General features: G+C 58.8%; 14 protein-coding genes and 1 tRNA gene. 7 read left to right on the plus strand and 8 right to left on the minus strand.

The features are described 5' to 3' along the window. Positions 1-36 precede the first annotated feature (36 nt). The 4 genes from EC9_RS00150 to EC9_RS00165 form a co-directional block, all read right to left on the minus strand. Positions 37-3,012 carry an exo-alpha-sialidase gene (locus tag EC9_RS00150; RefSeq protein ID WP_391556738.1) on the minus strand — a complete coding sequence of 992 codons (2,976 nt, stop codon included), beginning with the start codon at positions 3,010-3,012 and terminating at the stop codon, positions 37-39. 162 nt (positions 3,013-3,174) lie between these two features. After that, positions 3,175-4,677 (minus strand): sulfatase, encoded by a 1,503-nt coding sequence (locus EC9_RS00155; RefSeq protein WP_145341323.1) that lies wholly within the window; start codon positions 4,675-4,677, stop codon positions 3,175-3,177. Positions 4,678-4,851: 174 nt separating this feature from the next. Beyond that, positions 4,852-5,334 (minus strand): MarR family winged helix-turn-helix transcriptional regulator, encoded by a 483-nt coding sequence (locus EC9_RS00160; protein WP_145117163.1) that lies wholly within the window; start codon positions 5,332-5,334, stop codon positions 4,852-4,854. A gap of 180 nt (positions 5,335-5,514) precedes the next feature. Further along, a complete protein-coding gene (locus EC9_RS00165) occupies positions 5,515-7,788 on the minus strand; it encodes a transglutaminase family protein (protein WP_145341325.1) in 2,274 nt (757 codons plus the stop codon). Positions 7,789-8,046: 258 nt separating this feature from the next. On the opposite strand from EC9_RS00165, the gene EC9_RS00170 reads away from it, so the two are divergent. Both EC9_RS00170 and EC9_RS00175 read left to right on the plus strand, forming a co-directional pair. Next, positions 8,047-8,128 (plus strand) — tRNA-Ser (locus tag EC9_RS00170). A gap of 101 nt (positions 8,129-8,229) precedes the next feature. Further along, positions 8,230-9,687 carry an FAD-dependent oxidoreductase gene (locus EC9_RS00175; RefSeq protein WP_218934472.1) on the plus strand — a complete coding sequence of 486 codons (1,458 nt, stop codon included), beginning with the start codon at positions 8,230-8,232 and terminating at the stop codon, positions 9,685-9,687. Between the two features lie 89 nt (positions 9,688-9,776). Here EC9_RS00175 and EC9_RS00180 read toward each other — a convergent pair whose 3' ends face one another. Next, entirely contained in the window at positions 9,777-10,169 is a 393-nt protein-coding gene (locus EC9_RS00180; RefSeq protein WP_145341327.1) for a hypothetical protein, read from the minus strand. Positions 10,170-10,898: 729 nt separating this feature from the next. On the opposite strand from EC9_RS00180, the gene EC9_RS00185 reads away from it, so the two are divergent. The 5 genes from EC9_RS00185 to EC9_RS00205 all read left to right on the plus strand — a co-directional run bounded on the left by EC9_RS00185 (position 10,899) and on the right by EC9_RS00205 (position 15,110). Then, complete coding sequence (locus EC9_RS00185; RefSeq protein ID WP_145341329.1) at positions 10,899-11,375, plus strand: hypothetical protein; 477 nt, start codon at positions 10,899-10,901, stop codon at positions 11,373-11,375. Positions 11,376-11,607: 232 nt separating this feature from the next. Further along, positions 11,608-12,027 (plus strand): DUF2946 family protein, encoded by a 420-nt coding sequence (locus EC9_RS00190; protein WP_145341332.1) that lies wholly within the window; start codon positions 11,608-11,610, stop codon positions 12,025-12,027. A 279-nt stretch (positions 12,028-12,306) separates the two neighbouring features. After that, a complete protein-coding gene (locus tag EC9_RS00195; RefSeq protein ID WP_145341334.1) occupies positions 12,307-13,347 on the plus strand; it encodes a DUF1559 domain-containing protein in 1,041 nt (346 codons plus the stop codon). Positions 13,348-13,361: 14 nt separating this feature from the next. Continuing rightward, positions 13,362-13,760, plus strand: coding sequence for a hypothetical protein (locus EC9_RS00200; RefSeq protein WP_145341336.1), 399 nt, complete (start codon positions 13,362-13,364; stop codon positions 13,758-13,760). 6 nt (positions 13,761-13,766) lie between these two features. Next, positions 13,767-15,110: a hypothetical protein gene (locus EC9_RS00205; protein ID WP_246105894.1), complete on the plus strand. Its 1,344-nt coding sequence runs from the start codon at positions 13,767-13,769 to the stop codon at positions 15,108-15,110. A 179-nt stretch (positions 15,111-15,289) separates the two neighbouring features. Here the strand turns inward: EC9_RS00205 and EC9_RS00210 are convergent, their stop codons facing one another. The 3 genes from EC9_RS00210 to EC9_RS00220 form a co-directional block, all read right to left on the minus strand. Then, entirely contained in the window at positions 15,290-15,484 is a 195-nt protein-coding gene (locus tag EC9_RS00210; protein WP_145341338.1) for a hypothetical protein, read from the minus strand. A 321-nt stretch (positions 15,485-15,805) separates the two neighbouring features. After that, a complete protein-coding gene (locus EC9_RS00215; RefSeq protein WP_145341340.1) occupies positions 15,806-17,266 on the minus strand; it encodes a sigma-54-dependent transcriptional regulator in 1,461 nt (486 codons plus the stop codon). 86 nt (positions 17,267-17,352) lie between these two features. Continuing rightward, positions 17,353-19,890, minus strand: coding sequence for a CHASE3 domain-containing protein (locus EC9_RS00220; RefSeq protein WP_145341342.1), 2,538 nt, complete (start codon positions 19,888-19,890; stop codon positions 17,353-17,355). Positions 19,891-20,032: the final 142 nt, after the last annotated feature.

Here is a 20,032-nt window from a genome sequence, read left to right on the forward strand (position 1 = left end):
GAGCTCTGAAAAATTGGGGGATTCGATATGCAGAAATCACTCTGCATCCCAATTGTCTTTGCTCAACAGGCTTCCGGCAAGGATCTTTGCCGGATCGACGACCACATGTTTGATCCGATGACGCTTCCAGGTGTAGCTGATGTGGACCAAACCGTCGTCGGATTGGATGATCGCGGGGTAGCTGAATTCACCCTTTTCATCGCGTTCGACAACGCCGACCTTGTGCCACGCCAGGCCGTCGTCGGAGATCGCCAGGTTCAGCAGACCGCGTCGCCCCCAGCCGGTTTTGCCGCTGCCAAGGTGATTGTAGATCATCAATTGACGGCCATCCTTGAGTGTCACGACGTCGATCCCCGAGTTCGGATTCGGCATGTCGATCGGTTCCAGCTTCGACCACGAAGCACCATCGTCGGCGGAGAAGCTGCTGACGATCACGCTCTCCTTGGTCCGGCACAGCACCTGCAAACGCCCATCGGCGTGCTGCAGGAGCGTCGGTTGGATCGCGTTAAAATCGGTCGCCGGTTCGATCGGACCGACACGTTTCCAGGTGCCGCTGGGTTGGCCATCGGCCAGGGTCGTCGATTCGAAGTGGATCGTCCAACCGTCGTATTCGGTCGACGAACCCGACAGCAGCGTCTTGCCATCGGCCAACAGGATCGGCTTGCAACGGACCGGCCCATCGATCCCTTCGGGCAATCGTTTGCGCTCGACAAACGAACGCCCACGGTCGTAACTGACCATCACCTCGCCCCACCAAGTTTGTGGGTCGGGGCCAACTTTAAAGAACAGCAACGTCGGCCCATCGCCAGGCGATTGATAGAGGACGGGATTCCAGCAGGGATACCGAAGCCCATCGTGCTGCACGCCGTTGGCCCATTCCCTCGGTGACGACCATCCGTTTCCATCGTGATAGCTGACCCAGATGCCAACGTCTTTATCCTTCTCTCGCGTTCCACCGAACCACGCGGCCACCAACCCACGATTGGTCTCGCAGATCGTCGACGCATGGCACTGCGGGAAACTGGCTTTGGTGTAGACGAATTCCTCGCTGACAAAGCCAGGGAATTTGGGCTCCTCGATCGCCTTAGTTTTTGCGGCCACCAGCTTCTCCTGGGGATAGGTGATGCAGTCGTTGTGGTCGGCGAAATAGAGTCGCCCGTTTTCAGCACCGATCAACAGATCGGGTTTGCCATCGCGATTGAAGTCGCAGACCGCGGGGCTGGATGTGTGCCCAGCGACGTTCCGCCGCGCCAGATTGCCGACCTTCTTCAATACGATCTTGCCATCGCGATCTTCGCAGTTGCGGTACCAAAGAGCGTTCTGCGAGTTGACCAGCACGTCCAATCGCCCGTCGCCATCCCAGTCGACAACCGTCAGTTTGACGCGTCCCGAACTGCCACACGACCTGGTGTTCAACTGCAACGGTTGATTGTTCTCATCGACAAAAATGCGTTCGGCAGCTTTGCCACCGCGTCGCAGCGTCAGGAATCCTTCTTGATCAAGCATCACCAGATCGACGCTACCGTCAGCGTCGAAATCGATGGCAAATGGAGTCGTCCGCCACTGGGTCAACGTGTCCGACGCCAACGTCTGCCACCAATACCATCTTGGCGGAGCTTCGCGTTGTCCGGTCTCCAACGCAGTGTCGATCAACACGCCACCGTCGTTCCGCAACACGCCGACGCGAGAGAGGATCGAGTTGTAGATGACGTCGGGATCTTGATCTCCATCCCAATCGGCAACCGAAAGCGTCGTGTAACCCCACTTCGCTTCGCACGGTCCCTGGATCGAACCATCGCTGCCGGCGAGGACTCGGAAGACCTGCGAGCTGTCAGCGGCTTCACTCGACCGCGCCTCCAACAGTTTCACAGCGGCCCACTTTGGCGCTCCGTTTTCCCCATCGCCAAGATTCTCGAACAGCCCGATGTATCCGGCGGTGTTGCCGCACAGGATATCCTCGTCGCCATCGCCATCCCAGTCGTAGATTGCAGGGGTCGCCAACGCACCAAACTTCAGCGTATCGGACTGCTGCTGAAAATAGACGGGAGCCAGGAAGACGGGCTCGCTGCCGCGCATCTGGCCACTGTTTTCGACAAGCGCGACGCGTCCATCTTCATCGCCAACGATCAAGTCGAGATCGCCATCGCCATCCCAATCGAACGCGGTTGGCGTGATCATCTGCAGATCCATCACCAGCGGCTTGCCGGTATCGTCGGCCAGCTTGCTTCCGGCGGCGTATTGTGGCTGTGTCCGCGATCCGATGTTTTCAAAGTAGGTGAAACCGTCCAGAAATTCACCACACAACAGGTCCAGGTCGCCATCGCCATCGAAGTCGGCAAAGTTGGGCGAGGGCCAGCCGTAAACGTCGATGTCACCACCGCCGGCCTGCAATTTGACAGGCTTATCCGAATATTCGGGGGACGCATCGCTGCCGTCATTGGTAATCAAGTAGACGAATCCGCGCAGCCGCCCGTTGTGCCAAAGGCCATTGCGATCGTAAGCGTTGTCCCACACGTATTCCGACCAATCGCCCGCCCCGACAACGATGTCGTGATCGCCGTCGCCGTCGTAATCGACGTACCGCCACATGTTTCCGCGGACGTTGTTTTCGTGGACGTTCCCCTTGGGATAGATCTGCTTTCGCTTGTCGAAGGCAAAAGCACCGGTCGCTTCGTCGCGAGGGAATTCAAAACAGGTGTTCAAGATTCGCGGCTTGCCATCGACGTAGCTGACCTGCATGTTGTGCGAGGTCTTGCCGACGTGGACGCCGGGGAGAAAGACCGGCATCTTTTCTGCGGGGTCTTGCGATGGGTTCTCGAAGTAATAGACGCCGTTGGAGGGTTTGTCGGGACACGACACCAACAGATCCATATCACCGTCACCGTCGTAATCCATCGGCATCGGCCAGGCCCAAAGCCCAACGCCCAGATCGACCTTCAGACCGGGGTTGTTGTATTCCAGTGGCAGCAGTTTCCAGTCGCTCTCTTGAGCTCCAAGGCAACTGGCAAACATCAGCGCTGCAACGAGGGGCAGCCGGGTTAGGATTCGTGTCACTTTCATCACCTCGGAAGTAATTGTCGATGGCGGTTGGGTTGGATCGTCACGTGGGGTGGAGCGTCGGCGTGGCACCGTCGCAAACAGGTAGGGGTGGGAGCTTCCAAAAGCGGAAACCGTCTATTGTTGTCGCTCGGGAAACGCGTTGGCTAATGTTTGATCAAATTCCGCGATCATTTTCTCGTGTTCCCGATCGGCGGCGAGATTGACAGTTTCCAGCGGATCGTTGTCGTGATCGTAAAGTTCCCGCGCGATCACGTCGCCGCTGTCGATCGCCGTCCAACGGGTGTACCGCCAGCGATCGGTTCGCATCGAACATCCCCAAGCCTTCCAGTTGCTGGGATTGCCGTAAAAGGGTTGTTGATGTTGAGTGAAAGCAGCTTGCTTGACCGAAGCTTTGGGGTCTTCGAAGATCGGCGTCAAACTGGTCCCTTCCAGTCGCCGCGGGAGGTCGTCGGAGATACCGGCGAGCTGGGCGAGAGTTGGATAGAGATCGATGAGTTCAGCTAGAGCCGACGTCGATTTGCCTTGGCTGGCCGGATGCCGTGGGTCGGCGACGATCAGCGGCACGCGGGCGTCGAGTTCAAAATTGGAGGTCTTACCCCATAGCGTGCGTTCGCCGATGTGGAAGCCGTGGTCGGACGTGAAGACAACGATGGTGTCGTCGGCTCGACCGCTTGCGTCCAATGCATCCAAGATCTCACCGACCTGCGCGTCGATGAAACTGATCGACGCGTAATAGCCGTGGCGCAGATGCCGAACCTCCGCCTCGCTGAGCGGACGATCTTTCGGCACGCCGCCGTAGCCGCGGATTTCGGAGGAGGGATGCATCGCGATTGCTGGCACATCTTCTGGCGCCGCCGCGGGGTCGGGCATCGGGATCGTGTCGGCATCATATAAATCCCAGTACCGCCGCGGAGCGACAAACGGCAGGTGTGGCCGCCAAAATCCAACCGCCAGGAAAAACGGTTGGTCGCTGGTGGCGTGATCGCGAATCATCGCCGCCGCCAAGTTGGCGATCTGCCCGTCGCGATAGGCGGTATCGGGAACGTCGTGAGCTTCGGTCGCGGGAGCCTTAAATTGCCGCGGCTTGCCACCGCTGGGCGTGTTGTTGTAGATCGTGTCGGCCGCGTGAGTACCGCGAAACAGGACTTCATCGATCGACCACGAGCGGCGGTCTTGTGTGTCGCCCATGTTGTGAAACATCTTGCCGATGTTCTGACAGAAATATCCGTGGTTCTTGAAGTGCTGGGGAAGCGTGACCAGCGTGCTGCCACCGGCCGCAGTATTGCGGAAATACTTGCGAAGATCGTCGACTTTGACGGTATCGGGACGCAGCCCCGTCAAAAACGAAGACCGCGACGGATTGCAGACCGCTTGTTGGCAATAAGCCCGCGTGAACGTCAGCCCGCGTTTGGCAAGGCGTTCCAAATTCGGCGTCTTGGCAACGGGATCGCCGTAGGGGCTGATCGCACAGTTCAAATCGTCGGCGACGATGAACAAGACGTTGGGGGCGGCGCTAGCGACCGACGTCAGCAGGAGACAACTGGCGAAGAACAGGACGCGAGAAAGCAACGGCAATGCTGGACAACCAAAGAAAAATCGCGTTGCATTCGATGACATCGGTTGGAGCTCCGCCAGGAATCGCCGCCGAAAGCCGGCAACGCAGCCGCCGATTTTAGCCTAAATCTATAGACTTGCAAGCAAAGGCAGCAGCGGAACACACGGTGAGCAGCGTTTATGTTTCAGCCTACCCTCTCATTGAAACACTGGTTGTGACCGGCGGCGGTACCGAATTCAATCGTCCAGTCCCGGCAGGCTCAACCGCGCCTTCTCCAGCAGCCGACTGAGTTCCTTCAGTTCGGTGCGGTTCAGGTGTCCGATTAACCGCTTGTGAAGACTGAGCAATGGTTCGTCGATCTGTTTCAGCAGCGCCAGCGCACTGTCGGTGATCTCGATGTAGATCACGCGGCGATCTTCCAGGCAGCGTTTTCGCGTGACCAACCCCTGCTTTTCCAAGCGGTCGATCAGCCCGGTGATCGCCGGCACAACTTGGATCATCCGCTCGGCGATCTCCAACGAAGGCAGCGGGTTCCCTTCGCCTCGCAAGATTCGCAACACGTTGTACTGCGACGAGGTCAGACCATATTCGCGGAACAGTCGCCCAAACCGATTCTGAAATTGGTCGTTGGTCCGCAACAGGTTCAAGATCGCTTCCTGTTCGGGCGATTCGAAGGGGCGTTTCTTCTTGAGTTCTTTTTGCAACTGGCTGCTGGACATCGGTGAACACCCACTAGGAATTAAACTATGCATCAATAGTTTGCGTGGAAGCGGACCAACGGTCAACCTCGTTTGGCTGGGATTCCACCCATAAGTTGAGGTTTCCGCGGACCTGTCGCCCAAACACCGCAATCGTCATTGCTTCACCATCTGCGGCGAAGGGACCCGCTTCGCGAGCCCCTACTTCAGCAAGAAGTCACGCATCTCTTGGACTTCGTGGATGTCGATCCCCGGCGGTTGGTTCTGGATCAACCACTGCAGATCTTCCAACGCCGCGTGATCGCGATCGGTCTGATGCCGCGCCGCGGCTCGCATCATCCGGTATTCGCCATCGTCGGGACGCAGCGCGACCAAGGCGTCGATATACCGCAACACCGCTTCGGCGTCGCGTAATCGCCCCGCCGAACCCATTAGGTTCCGCAGCACGCGGATCAAAATATCTTCGGTCGTCTGCGGGCGAAGATCGTTCCCCTCGAGCATTCGGCCGGAAAACTGCAGCACGATCCGAGCCGCGTCGGCGCGCGACATTCGCTCCCCGTGCTCGAAGACATCGATCAACTGGCCCTCGGCTTCCCCATCGACGTGCCGGACGACAAAGTGCCCCGGCAATCCGACCCCTTCGATCTCCAGCCCCAGCCGACGGCCGAGTTCGATGTACAGGATCGCCATCGTAATTGGAAGCCCTTCGCGATCGTCGATCACACGATTCAAATGGCTGTTGGCGGGATGATAATATTCGTCGCGGCCGCCGTGGAATCCGTTCTCTTCGAACAGATAGCGATCGAGTTGTTTCAGCCGCGCCGCCGGATCGGCGTCCTCAGCGATCCCCTCGCGGATCTCGCCAGCCATCTGATCGATCCGATCGAGATAGGCTTGGATATCGAGATCGGGATTGTCCAACGACGCGACCAGTAGCGCCCCGCGCAACAGATCGTCTTCGTCTTCTTCGGTCAGCAGATCGCCCAACGCTCGCAACACCGGGACCCGGCGAACATCTTCGGCCAGCTTTTGCATCTGTTTCGCTTGACGCTGCAATTGAATCGCACGCCGCGCCAGTTCCAACACGCTTGCGTCGCGGCTGTCCGCCAACATCTCGAGCTCGCTTTGCGAAACGGCATCGAGCTTCTGAGGATCGGACGCCGTCGCAGCGAACCAATCTTGAGCCGGCCCAGCCAGTTGATCGTCTTCCGAAATATCGCCGACGCGGAACTGCCGGAAGTCGGCCGAGGTCGACCGAAAAGTCGCCAAGCCAGCGCTGCCGCCAGTCAATTGAGTATCGTTTGATTCGATCGCCAGCTTGCCGTTGACGTAACACTTGATTCCCTGATCGTCGATGCGAACCTTCAACCGATTCCATTGGCCCGGCAGAAAATCGGGCGATTCGACTTCGGCCAGCACCTGCCAAGAGAAGACCGAAGGGCCCAGGAAGCAGCTCAACCGCAGTCGCCCATTGCTGGGATAAAACCCGTAGTGTCGGTCCTTCGCGTCGCGGTGAAAGATCAGCCCCGCCGCGCCGGTTTCATCGTGCAGGCGGACGCTGACCGAGATCTCAAACGGTTTCGCTGGAATGGCAAGCGACGACACGCACAACGACCGACCGCTGATTCCGCCACCACTGCCGCGAACCTGGATCATCCCGCTGCTGCGCTGCCAATCGGCTCCCGCTTGTGGCGTCCAGCGTTTTTCATCCAGCCGCCCCAACCGCGCCCAGCGATCGATCACGACGGGATTCGGCCGCGCTCGCAACTCGTGCAGCCGGGCGATCGGAATCGCAAAACCGACCCGTTCTTGGATCGCGCTCTTCATATTAATGATCCCGTGGACCTGCCCCTTCGCATCGACAAGCGGTCCGCCGCTGTTGCCGAATTCGATCGGCATCGCCACCTGGATCATCTGGCGATCGTCGACATCGCGGATCGCTGAAACGATCCCTTGAACGACGCTGTACTCCAGCCCCAACGGATTCCCGAGCGCCATCACCGTCGCTCCCTGAGCGATCGAATCGGCGGCGGCCAATTGCAGCGGAACAAGTTTCGTATCCTGTGGCTCGACGCGGACCAACGCCAGATCGTGCGTGCTGTCGGACGCTTCGACCGCCAAGACTTTTAATGACTGACCGTCAGCCGTTTCGACGGTAAATCGACGGCCTTCGCTGATTACATGCAGATTGGTCGCGATCAAGCCCTCGGCGTCGACGATGAAGCCCGAGCCCAGCCCACGCTGTTGTCCATCGCGTCCCTTCACACGGATCGTGACCAGCGAGGGCCGCAATTGGCGAACGATCGCCTCGGCCTGCGGGTCCGATTCCGGATCGGCCACCGCTTCGCTGACCGTTGCACCGGGGGAGGCCTTTGCAGCGGCGGGAGCATCATCTGGCGCGGCGGCATCTTGGGCGAAAGCCGCTCCGATTGAAACTCCGAGAAATGCCAGCAATTGAAAAAATGCGTATTTCATGTTCACTCGATGCTGCGACGTACGTGCGGGGAAGGCCAAAGGGAGACCGGCGGGGGAGCGTTCAATCGTAACCGATCGACGAACCCATGCGAATCAAAACCGACCGGCAATCGCTAGCAACGCGGAAACGGCTGGCCCCCCGAAAACATGAGTTTGGGAAAAGTCCCGCAAAATGCTGCGACTTTGGCACGCAAATCCAAACCGCCGCTCGATCCTGCTTGACGGTTGTCGGCCGATACGTTATCAATTCCGGGTCGAGGAGGATAAGCGAATGGCTAGCAGGCTGATTCGAAATCAGTTGCCCCTCACGGGGTTGCGGGTTCGAGTCCCGTGTCCTCCGCCTTCTTAAAAGCACCTCACGAAACCTTGGTTTTGTGGGGTGCTTTTTTTGTTGGCATTTTCAGGCTCCGCCCCTTATCCTGCTAGCTTTGGAGCGAATGAATGCCGAGTCGAGCACGTCGAGAGTTTTTGAAGTCAGCCACCGTTGGTGCGATGTTAGGCCCCGCGGGACTGATGATGAACCGGGCAACCGGGGCATTGGAGGTTTCCACTTCGGCCAGCGAAGGTTTTCCCGATATCAGCCGCGGCCAAGTCGTCCGAACCAGCGGCAAGTTGGTCGATGCGGCGGCGTTTGAAGAGAACAGCCGGCGGATTCCGGTCGCCGGACACAGCCAGGTGCTGGTCTGTGGCGGTGGGCCCGCGGGAATCGCAGCGGCATTGGCGGCAGCTCGCAGCGGCGCGAAGACGCAGCTGTTAGAGCTGGCAGGTTGCCTTGGCGGCGTTTGGACCGCGGGTATGCTGACCAAGATCCTCGATACCGGTGGCAAGTCGGGGATTATGAAAGAGGTGCTTACGGCGCTTGCAGCCCAGGGGAGCGACGTCGCCAAAGATTCGGGCGGGACCGTCTACGATCCCGAGCTGGCGAAGGTCGTGTTGGAAGAGATGTGTGTCGATGCGGGAGTCGAGATCTGCCTGCACACGATGGTCGTCGGAGCGGTCACCAACGACAAAAATCAGTTGGTCGCGGTGATCACCGAATCGAAGTCGGGACGTCAGGTCTGGACCGCTGACCGCTTCATCGATTGCACCGGCGATGGCGATCTGGCCGCCCAAGCTGGCTGCCAATTCGATCTCGGTTTCGGCGACGATTGTGTCTGCCAACCGATGTCGATGATGGCTCTGATCACCGGTCCCGAACCGGAAGATGTGCAGGAGTTCATTCGCGAGACGGGTGCGTCGGCGAAGCCGCGGTTTCTGAAGTTCATGCGAGATGCGGGGATCGATCCGTCCTATCGGGCTCCGACGCTGCGGCATCTGCACAGCGGGATCTATTCGATCATGACGAATCACGAATACGGCGTCTCCGCATTTGACGCCGCTGCGATCACCAAGGCGACGATCGCTGGGCGACGCGAGGTGCACGAGATCGTCCGCGGACTGCGGAAACTCGGCGGCGTCTGGAAAGATTTGGCGGTCGTTGCGACAGCCGAACAGATCGGGGTTCGCGAGGGGCGGCGCGTGAAAGGTCGCTACACGATCACCAGCGAAGATATCGCGACGGGACTGAAACATCCTCAATCGGTATGCAACGCGAAGTTCCCGATCGATGTCCACTCGTTGGAACTGGCGGGGAATCCCGAGGATATCGAAAAACTGCGGGCTCGCGGGGTGAAGCGATACGACATTCCTTATCCTTCGCTGGTCGCGGCGGATGTCGACGGGCTGCTGATGGCGGGGCGTTGCATCAGCGGCGATTTCTTCGCCCACTCCAGCTACCGCGTCACCGGCAACGCCGTTCCGATGGGCGAAGCAGCAGGGCAAGCCGCTGCCGAATCGATCCGCCAAGGCGTGATGCCTCACGCGTTGCAGTGGAAGTCGGGCAGCCCACGCCCCAGCTGATCCGAAGTATTCTCGCTCTCCATCGATCGTCTGTTTTTCAACACCATGGCGTTTTACCGGCGCCTGCTTGGAAACCGACGACGGAAAAATCAGCGGCCTCGGGAAAGATCCTCTTCCGGTTCGCCCACCACGATCGGCGGCAGCCGCTGTCGCAGGAATGCAAGCCGTTGTTCGAACGAAGTCGATTCCTCCGGCATTTGGTCGGAGGCACGGTAGATGAAACGGACAGCGTCGAGCAACAGTTGCCGTTCGGATTGGGTAGCGATTGTGAGTTCGACGGTAATTTTTTCATTTCCCTGCCGCTCGATGACAGTCGGTTCCAACGGCAGGACTCGGTAGATCGGCTCATCGGGCGTGGCGACCTTTCTCTCATACGCCTCGCGTTGCGCGGCGTTTAATTCGGCAAAACTATCTTCGCGGAACTCGATCTCCGAATGGAAGATCGCCTGCAGTGCTGGGATCAGCCGGAATGCTTCGAACATGACACGTTGCCTCCACGATCTATTGTTAACGAACGATTCAGCCGGCACCACATGTTTTTGCGTCAAACCTAGCCGAAGCTGCAACGTTCTGCCCCACAGAGGGAGCCCCGAATGGTCCCACCCCAACTCAACTCTGCTCCGCCAATGCCGTAGGCCGGAGGCCGACACAGGACCTGCCGGCGGCGTAAGTCGCTGGTATCTCATACAGCAAAAATACAAAGCCGGAGGCCGACACAAGGTTCGACTCCCGAGCCAATCGGCACCCAAAGTCTTGAAAAGCCGCGGATGCGGCGATCGCATAAAGCCTGCGGCGCAAGCCGCAGGAACGCGATCCACAATCAACCCAAAGCCCCGTAGGGGCGACACGAACTACGGATCTGTCGCCCCTAGCCGGGGCTCGCGCGAAACCGTCTCCATCCCAGACCTACGGCTCGCGCCGCAGGCTTTATGCGGCCGCCGCCTCCGCGGCTTCGTTCCGTACGGACCGTCGGGACATTTCCCCAGGCCGACACGAGGTTCGACGCTGAAGCCAATCGGTCGCAGAGTGCAAACCAGTTCAGGCGGCGACAATTTCTGGTCTCCAACTATTTTTCGATTTGGTGTCCGGTCGGGAAGCGAATCCTGCATCTGGTATTTAGCGAGCGCAAGTGGCTCGCGAGTAATGGGAATCGAGAAACCCAAACGTTGCATACCTTCTACGAATCAGAACCTTAAACCGGAGGAAGACCGATGTTGTCGCAAGTTGGAAAAATGGCCCTCGTCGGATTGGCTGTCGCAATGCTATCGCAAGTTGCTGTCGACCAAGCGGAAGCTGGTTATGGCGGCCGACAGTACTACAGCAGTTGGTCCTACCAACCATCCCGCTCGTATCACTACACCCGCTACTACTACCGGCCGGTGGTGAGTTCGCCGACTTACAGCTACCACTACTGCATCTCGTATCCATCGCAACCGCGTTATGTCTACTACTACAACCCCAGCTCGCAACAGTACTGGGGCCGTTACGATCTGCAGGGAACCGAAGGGGCTAATTATTCTTTGCTAGCCAAAAAGGACCGCAAGAAGAATCTGGAAGATATTCCAGAGAGTGCCTTTCCACCGCCCGCCGCGATGCCTGCGATCCCCGGTTCGAAGGATGGCGTCGCGATCGAACCGATCAAAGAAAAACCAGCGGACGAACCGACCGATCTGCCAGCAACAAAATAGCAGAACGAAAATCGCAAGCCGCGAAAACTGGCACCGGCAAAAAGCGTGGTGAGCTCCATCCCGCTTTTTGCCCGCAGCGCGGATGCCAGCAAATCGATGCTGCTAAAAATGCCAAAGTTTCCAATTCGTCGGATTTCCCGACGAACCCTCTACGACCTCAGCCCGTACCGCTTGCATCAATCCTTGGTCGGATCAAATTCAACTCGAATACTAAAGAAGACGAACGTCGTTCATGACTTCGCTGTTCCGACCCATTCTACCGAGCTTGCTGTGTCTTGTTGTTGCCTGGGGGCACGCACCCGCATGGCTGCATGTCGCCACCTGCGACGGGCATGGCCACCATCACGCTGCAGCGAGCGTCTGTTCTCATGGTTGCCATCATCACGCTGGTGATCTTCCCGATGCGAGTGGTTTGCAGGCGGATGATTCAAACGCTGCCAGCGCCTGCGGTGGCGAATCGCATCACCACCATGATGCCGACGACTGTCCGATCTGCCAGTCGTTAGCCAGTCCGTCCGGGGTGAACTGGAACCTCGATCCGTCGCTGTTAACCGATCGATTGGTTCAGCCGTCGGATCCTATCTTCGATGCGGTTGCCACTGCTGCAGCCCTCTCGATCGCGCGACCTCGCGGCCCACCGGTCTGCGGATAAGTCCAGCCGGTTCTGCGCGAACGTCGCCCGACGTGCGCCGCTGCAATCTTGCTGGCGATCCCTCGCGACATCTCCTTTCGGTTGCCCTCTGTCCGATGCTGCGCATCTGCTGCATCGGATGGTGTCCGCACCGCAATCTGTCCCGCTGCGCTTGTGGTGTGATCGGTCACCGGTCCGACCAAACCCGATCGATTGCGCCTGCGCAGCGGGGCGCCTTTACTTTACATCGTTCTCCCAAACGGCTTCGATCGACGAAGTCTGCAAAACCTATAGCATCCCATGCGCAAATCTAAACTTTCCAATCCCACCAGCGGCTTCACGTTGATCGAGCTGTTAGTTGTGATCGCGATCATCGGCATTTTAGTCTCGCTGCTGCTACCTGCGGTTCAATCCGCTCGCGAAGCGGCGCGGCGGATGTCGTGTAGCAACAACCTAAAACAACTCGCTTTAGCGACGCACAACTACGAGAGCACCTTTCGCGTGATCCCGGCGATGACGGGGTCGAGCAGCTATTCGGTCCAAGCCCGCGTGCTTCCCTTTATCGAACAGGGGAATCTGGCGGAGCTGATCGATTTTGAATCGCCGCTGTTAGTCGGTCCGGCCTGGGCCGCTCAGTTTAATCCCGCACTCCGCGGCGCCATCGAAAGCGTGCTGCCAACCTTTTTGTGTCCCAGCGACGCCGGCGATCCCCAGTTCGCGACGACCTTCGCCGACGGTTCCGCTGGCTACACGGCGGGGCTGACTTATATGTTCAGCTACGGAAGTGGCACCGACACCCATTACGACGATCGCTACCGAACCGACGGCATGGTCTGGACCGATTCCTGGGCCGGGTTCAAAGATTGTCTCGACGGCACCAGCCACACGGTGCTGATCGCGGAAACCGTTCTTGGCGACCAAACCAGCGGCGAGACCGAACCATCGCCAACCGGTCCGCAGCGTCGGATCGCCAACTGGGGCGGCACCTCCAGCAATCCCAGTGGCGCTGGTTTTATGAGCGGCGGGGCGTTGATTACCAATCCCGATCTGCAGGCGGTCGTTCCGGCAAGCATCACTTCGTATCAAGGGAATCGCGGCGCGTCGTGGATTCGCGGCGTCCCTTATGCAACGGTCATCAACGGCTACATGTCACCCAACTCCGACCTGCCCGATGTCGGTATGCACGGCCGCGGTTTCTACAGCTCCCGTTCGTACCATCCCGGCGTGGCTGGACATGCGATGCTCGATGGCAGCGTCCGCTTCATCGGCGATTCGATCGATCTGCCAACCTACCACGCAGCCTATTCGCGGGACGGTGGCGAGGTGGTGCAGTTGCCATGATCAAAACCATTCCGTTGTCCATTTTTTGTTCGCTGCTCGCGATTGTCGGATGCAGCGATTCATCCAGCGAATCGTCGAATCAGTCGCCCACGATCATCGTGCGTTACCAAGGCGATCCGTTGGCGAACGTTCGCGTTCAGCTGCACGATTCCGAATCGGGACCGGTCGTCGCCGCTGCGATCAGCGACCCGACAGGCCAAGCCCGATTCAAGCAGTTGCCGCCGCCTGGCGGTCCCCAATATTACGTCTCCGTCGAATCGATCAGCGATGGCGGCTGGATCCTCGACCCGAAACTGGGTAAGCCCGCGACAAGCGGATTATCGATTCCATCCTTCGACTCAACTTCACAACAACCCCATGAACTGGACCTGCCACCGTCGGCGGTCCGTCTACTGACTCGCAAAAAAAGGTAATCCACAATGAAAACGATCTTCCAACGAAGCTGCCTGTTGCTTGGCTTGGCCTTAGCCTGTTGCGGCACCGCCGATGCTCAAGGTCGCACGCGAGCGCGACTCTTTTGGCAAGACGACGCCGACGCCACGGTTCGCTACGGCGACTTCAAACGACAAGGAAACGAGTACTCTTTAGAGGCGAAAACCATCGACGGCTTTCCAGCCTTGGATGTCGAGGAGCAGTCGCTGGTCCAGATGCAAGCCGACAGCGGTTTGATCTTGATCGGTGTCCGCGATCAAGCCGATGGGACGATCGGCAGCGGATGGGTCGCTATCGAATCGGGGGGCGTCGAAGAACCGCACGGCGATCACTCGCATTGGAAGTTCCCCAGCGCGCCGAGCGTGCTGCGGTCGGTGATCGACACCGAACAAGGGAACCCCGCCCACCTGTACCACTACGGCAGTTCTTTCGTCTTGGCAAACGACAAGAGCAGCGGAATGACGATCACCACAGCTCAGCGGCTACGCGATCCGAAGCCGTCAGCCGATCGGACCACCTTTGTTTTGGGAGGCGGCGGGCATATCACGCTGGCGATTGCCGAGGACCAGGTTGCGTATTCGACTTGGATCGATCGGAGCGGTGAAAACAGCGGCCGCGTCGACGTCGTCGGGCTCGGTTCCAACAACGGTAAACGATACGAGATCCGATGTCCTTCAGGCGGTCTGCACGGTGCGACGATCAACGAAGGGAAAGTCTTCTTGGCGCCCGCCGATGGCGTCTGTTGGGTGCCAGCCGATATGCAGATGACCGGCAGCGCCGACGACGTGGAAGTCCAACACTTGGCGATCGGCAAAGGTTCCAAGGACAAGCCGCTGCGGACCGGAGCGTTTGCGAATTTGAAGAACCACGTTCTATTCACCGCGGGAAAAGAGGCGGATTGCCGATTGTGTTGGATCGACGCCAGCGGTCCCTCTCCCGCGATCTCCACACTTTTGATCCCGCTTGACGAAGCGGAAGGGCTGTCGACACCGGTAGTCCTGGAGACCCGAGACCGTCGCAAACTGGCGCTCACATTTGCCGAGAACCGATCGGATTCGTCGAAGGATCGATTGATCGTCGTCGATCTCGACCCGAACGACGACGGCAACTTCAGCGATGCGAAACAGGTGCAATCGATCGCCGTTGGCCCCAATCAAATCGAAGGCCATTCGGGGCATCACACCGTCACCGTCCTGCCCGGACGCCGCCAAGTCGCGTTGACCAACCCAGGTGAAGGAAGTATCTGGATCATCTCGCTGACCGACTTTAAGGTAGCGGCCAAGTTCGAAGTCCCCGGCACACCCACGCGTCTAATCGCACTTGGCGGCTGATCCTTTAAACAGAGGAACTCTGAATGATGTAGACGCACGAAAAAGCCCCAACAGAAGCTACCGGAGGGCCGATGTGGGGCGACATCAGCCGTGGGTGGTGGCGGTGCTTTCTGTTGGGGCGAGGCGCGATGGGGAGCGTCGTGGAGAGTGCGATGATGCTAGCGGCTGGGGAAAGTGAACTAGGTTCCTTTTAGTTCGCGGCCGACCTGTTTGCGGATCTCGTACATGATCATTTGCTCTTCGGTCATCTCCACCTGAGCCGTGGGGCGAGGTTGAGCCGATGGTGCGGAGGTGTTTGGCGCGGCGACGACGGGGATGACGTAGGTGCTACCCGAGAGTGCGGCCAGAAAATAGCGAGACAGTGAACGTGACATCTTTTAGGCTCTCCATTGAAAGGGGGTTTCCTTGAAGCCAATTCTTGGAACGGAGAGAGCCTTCATGCACAGGGCGGACCAAACGCGAAACGCTCGCCGTAAAAAACCGCTAGCCTTCGCGGAAACCGAGCGTTTTGCCAGGCCAAATCATTTGGCGCGGCTCGCCAGGCGGCAGCTTGCAATTCGAGAGGCAGACGGAAACGGCGGCTAGAAATTGAACGCCACGGATAAAGAGTGGCCACAATCTGCCGGCGGCAATCGCTTCACCCGCCGTCGGTTGCCTGCAATCACTTCTAGTGAGGATTCGTGAATCGCGAACCGCTAGTTTTCCGTTACCGAGGCGGAGCGTTCGACCGACATGCCGAGCGATTCGAGCCGGGCGCGGAGCGTCGTGCGGGTGATTCCCAGTCGCTTGGCGGCTTGGGTCAAGTTGCCATCGGTGTGCCGCAGCACTTCGGCAAAAATCTCCCGTTCAGCGATGCTGACAAGATCGCGATGGATATCTTCGCTGCCCGCTTGCAAGCGTTGGCGGGTCATTTCAGCGAAGTCAAAGGTGTTGGTCGTCGAACCGGTCGATGTTGAAACGCGACCGCTTTCGTGGGCCGCCGGTTCGCGGATCACATCGGGAAGAAACGCCGGGACGATCACGGGGCCGGTCGCTTCGAGCAACGCGTGTTTGACGGCGCTCTGCAATTCGCGGACGTTGCCAGGCCAGCGGTATTGCTTGAATAGATCCATCGCTTCTTTGGCGAATCCGCTTATTTGTTTCCCGAGTTCGGTGGCGAAGCGATTCAAGAAGTGATTCGCCAACAGCGCGATGTCGTCGCCGCGTTCGCGCAGCGGTGGAAGTTTGATCGTGTAGACGTTCAAGCGGTAGAACAGATCGCTGCGGAAGTCCTTGCTCTCGATCGCTTGTTCCAGATCGCGATTGGTCGCCGCGATGATCCGCGCGTTGGTGTGAATCGTTTCGCTGCCGCCAACGCGTTCAAAAGTTTGGTCCTGCAAGACACGCAAGATCTTGGTCTGCATCAACGGCGTCATGTCGCCGATCTCGTCGAGGAAGAGCGTGCCGTCGTTGCAAAGTTCAAACTTGCCGACCCGCTTTCGTTCGGCTCCCGTAAACGCTCCCTTCTCGTGGCCAAAGAGTTCGCTTTCGAGTAATTGTTCGGGGATCGCAGCGCAATTGATCGCCAGGAAGCGGCCAGCGGCGCGGCCGCTGTATTGATAGATCGCCCGGGCGATCACCTCTTTGCCCGTTCCACTTTCACCCAGGATCAGCGCTGTCACGTTTTGTCCAGCCACGCGGCCGACCGAACGATAAACCTCTTGCATCGCCGGGCAGGCACCGATCAACAGGTCGGTCGACGCATCGACCGCTTGATCCTCGGCCGACGGATCGGGAACCATCGCGGGAGTTCGCGTCATGCGACTCGTTTCGGCGGCGTCGCAGACCAACGGGATCAGGGTGTCGGGGTCCAGCGGTTTGAGAATGTATTCAAACGCGCCCCGCTGCATCGCTTCGATTGCGGTTCCCGCCGTACCGCGGCCGGTCATCAGAATGATCGGCACCTTGGGGTCGATCCGGTGCAGCTTTTCAAACGCTTCCATTCCCGACATGTCGGGTAAACGAATGTCGCACAGCACGACATCCGGTGGCGATTCGAGGAACGCGGCGATCCCATCTTCGGCCGTCAAGCTGGAGATGACTTGGTCGCCGGGAAACGCCATCGCGATCGTTTCGCAGATCAGAGGTTCGTCGTCGATAATCAGTAGTTGCATCATGCCGTGGCTCGTTGCTGCTCGTTCGACTCTTCTCGGATCCAAGCGGGGATTGCCAGGACGCGAAGCCCGCCCACCGAGGGCGATCGCTACGCGTCCAGAACGTTTCGGAGCATGTTTAAAAGTTGTTCGTCGGTATAGGGTTTGGGGAGGAAGCCGTCGACGTCGACCAGCCGACCACCGCTGCTGCCGGGGCGCCGCAAGCCGCTGCTGGCGATCACTCGCACGTTCGGGTTGAGCTCGCGGAGAGCGTCTTTGGTGTCCAGGCCATCCATCCCTGGCATCATCATATCAAGTAACACGCAATCGATCTCATCGCCGCGGTTCTGGAAAACGGCGACAGCTTCGGCGCCGCTGCGAGCTGCGACCGTGCGGTAGCGATTCGATTGCAGCGTCTCGCACGAGGTTTCCACGATCAGCGATTCATCGTCAACGATCAGGATCAATTCGCCATTGCCTCGAGGTGGCTGGTGGTTTTCGATCCTCGCGGCGGGAACCTTCGGCTGTGTCAGTTTCGACGAGGGAAGATAGACGGAAAAGATCGTTCCGGCCAGCGGTTCGCTGTAGACGGTGACATCCCCGCCGAAGGATCGCACGATTCCGAGCGTCGTCGCCAGCCCCAGCCCCGTTCCTTTGCCCTGAGCTTTTGTCGTGAAGAAGGGGTCGAAGATCCGTTCGATCACCTCTTTGGGAATCCCTTCTCCGCTGTCGGCAACCGTCAGCAGAACGTGCGGCCCCGCGTTGAGGTTGTCGCTGTGTGAGGCACGCGAAGGGTCGACATAAAAGTTTTCGACTTGGATGTCCAACCGGCCGCCGCCGGGCATCGCATCGCGAGCGTTGATCGCCAAGTTCATCAGCACTTGCGACAGTTCGGTGCTGTCGGCGTGGATCAAATCGAGCTTGTCGGGGATGCTGATCTGCAGGTCGATCGTCTTCTGCAGCGTGTGGCTGAGGATCTCTTCCAACTCGCTAAGGATCTCGCGCAGATCGACCTCCTCGCGTTGCACTTGATCGCCGCCAGCAAACGCCAGCAGCTTTTGAATCATCTGCGCGCCACGCTGGGCGCTGGTGACGATCGTGTCGTGCAAACGGCTCGCATTGGGGCTGCCTTGTTTCAGCAGCTTGCCACTCATCAAGATCGGAGTCAGGACGTTGTTCAGATCGTGCGCGACACCGCCGGCCAACGTACCGATGCTTTCGAGCCGCTGACTGCGACGCTCTTTCGCCTCTTCGCGTTTACGGTCGGAGACATCGATGCTCAAAATCAGCTGAGCCGTCGGTTCGCCCTGTTCGTTCCGCAGTAGCGATCGCCGTTGTTCGACAATCCGTTGGCGGCCATCGGCTGTCCGCTGCGTAAATTCGGCAGAGTAGTCCCCCGCGGCCAGCGTGGCGTCGCGGCCCGCATCCCACAGCGGGCGATCATCGGGAAACAATAGCTGTGCCGCGTTCTTGCCAAGCGCTTCGGATTTGGACAATCCGTACAATCGATGAGCACCTTCGTTCCACGACAGGATCTGATCGTCTTTATCGCAGACCAAAACGGCATCGCGAACCTGATCTAAGATCAGCGTATGTTGTCGCAGCTTGGCGTTCAGGTCGCGCGATTGGCTGACGTCGGCCAGGATCAGCGTTAGGAAATCCTCCTCGCCCGACCGCGTCTTGGTGATCTCTCCCTGGCAGGGAAACTCCTCGCCATTGCTGCGCAGCCCGACGCCGTCGGTGAACGGCATCGACGCTTCCGACGATTCGAGGAAGTCCTGCACCCGCTGGCGGAAGGCTTCTCTGCGCTGGTGAGGAACAAAATTCAACAGCGATTGTCCGACCGACGTCGCGCTATCGATGCCCCACATCGCCGCCGCGGCAGGATTGGTCAAACGGATCCCCAAGTCACGGTTGAACGCGATGATCCCATCGTTTGCCGAATTGATGACCGCAGCGAGTTCGGACTGTTTTGCATCGAGCCGCGTTTCGGCGCTGTCCCGTTTCTTGCGATCGACGTGCGCGACAAAGCCGGCGATCACGATCAATCCCAACGCGATCGCATGCCCAGCCATGATCGCCGTTCGCGACACCTCCGCATCGTGTTCGGAGGCCGCTTCGCGTTGCTGCAACAACTCCCCTTCATGGGTCAGGATTTGTTTGGCGACATCGCGCAACTTCTCCATCGTCCCTTCCCCTTCGCCCGACTTCACGATCTCGATGACCTGATCGCCGATCGGTTCGTTGGGGGCTTCGCTGCGCAGCTGGATCGTATGGGCGAGGTATTCGTGTTTTTCTTCGACAAGTTGTTGCATCTCATCGAGATGCTTCAGCTGGATCGGATTGTCGGCCGTCAGATCTCGCAGTCGGGCGAAACCGGCTTGGATCTGTTCGACGCCGATCCGATAGGGATCCAGATAGATCGGATTGCCGGTCAACAGATATCCCCGTTGCCCGGTTTGCATGTCTTTGACCGACGAGAGCAATTGGTGCGTCGCTTCGCGAACGGCATGCGATTTGGCGATCCGTTGTTCGACTTCACGAACGGCAAAGGTGTTGCGAAAGGTCACGATGCCAAAGACAGCAACGGCGATGAAGGAGGCGATGATCGCCAGGGTGAGCCAATAGTTGCGTTTTGTTCGAGACATGCATTTGTCTTTCGTAGCCGCTTGCGGTCGATGGGGAGCGAGTATCCCGGCGAAGTGGACGCCGCTTTGTCGTCGCTGGCACGCGATGTGCTAATTCACTAGAGGCTGGCATCGATGCTTACATTTTTCCATCTTTCTCTTG

The organism is Rosistilla ulvae (assembly GCF_007741475.1).
GTDB classification, from domain to species: domain Bacteria; phylum Planctomycetota; class Planctomycetia; order Pirellulales; family Pirellulaceae; genus Rosistilla; species Rosistilla ulvae.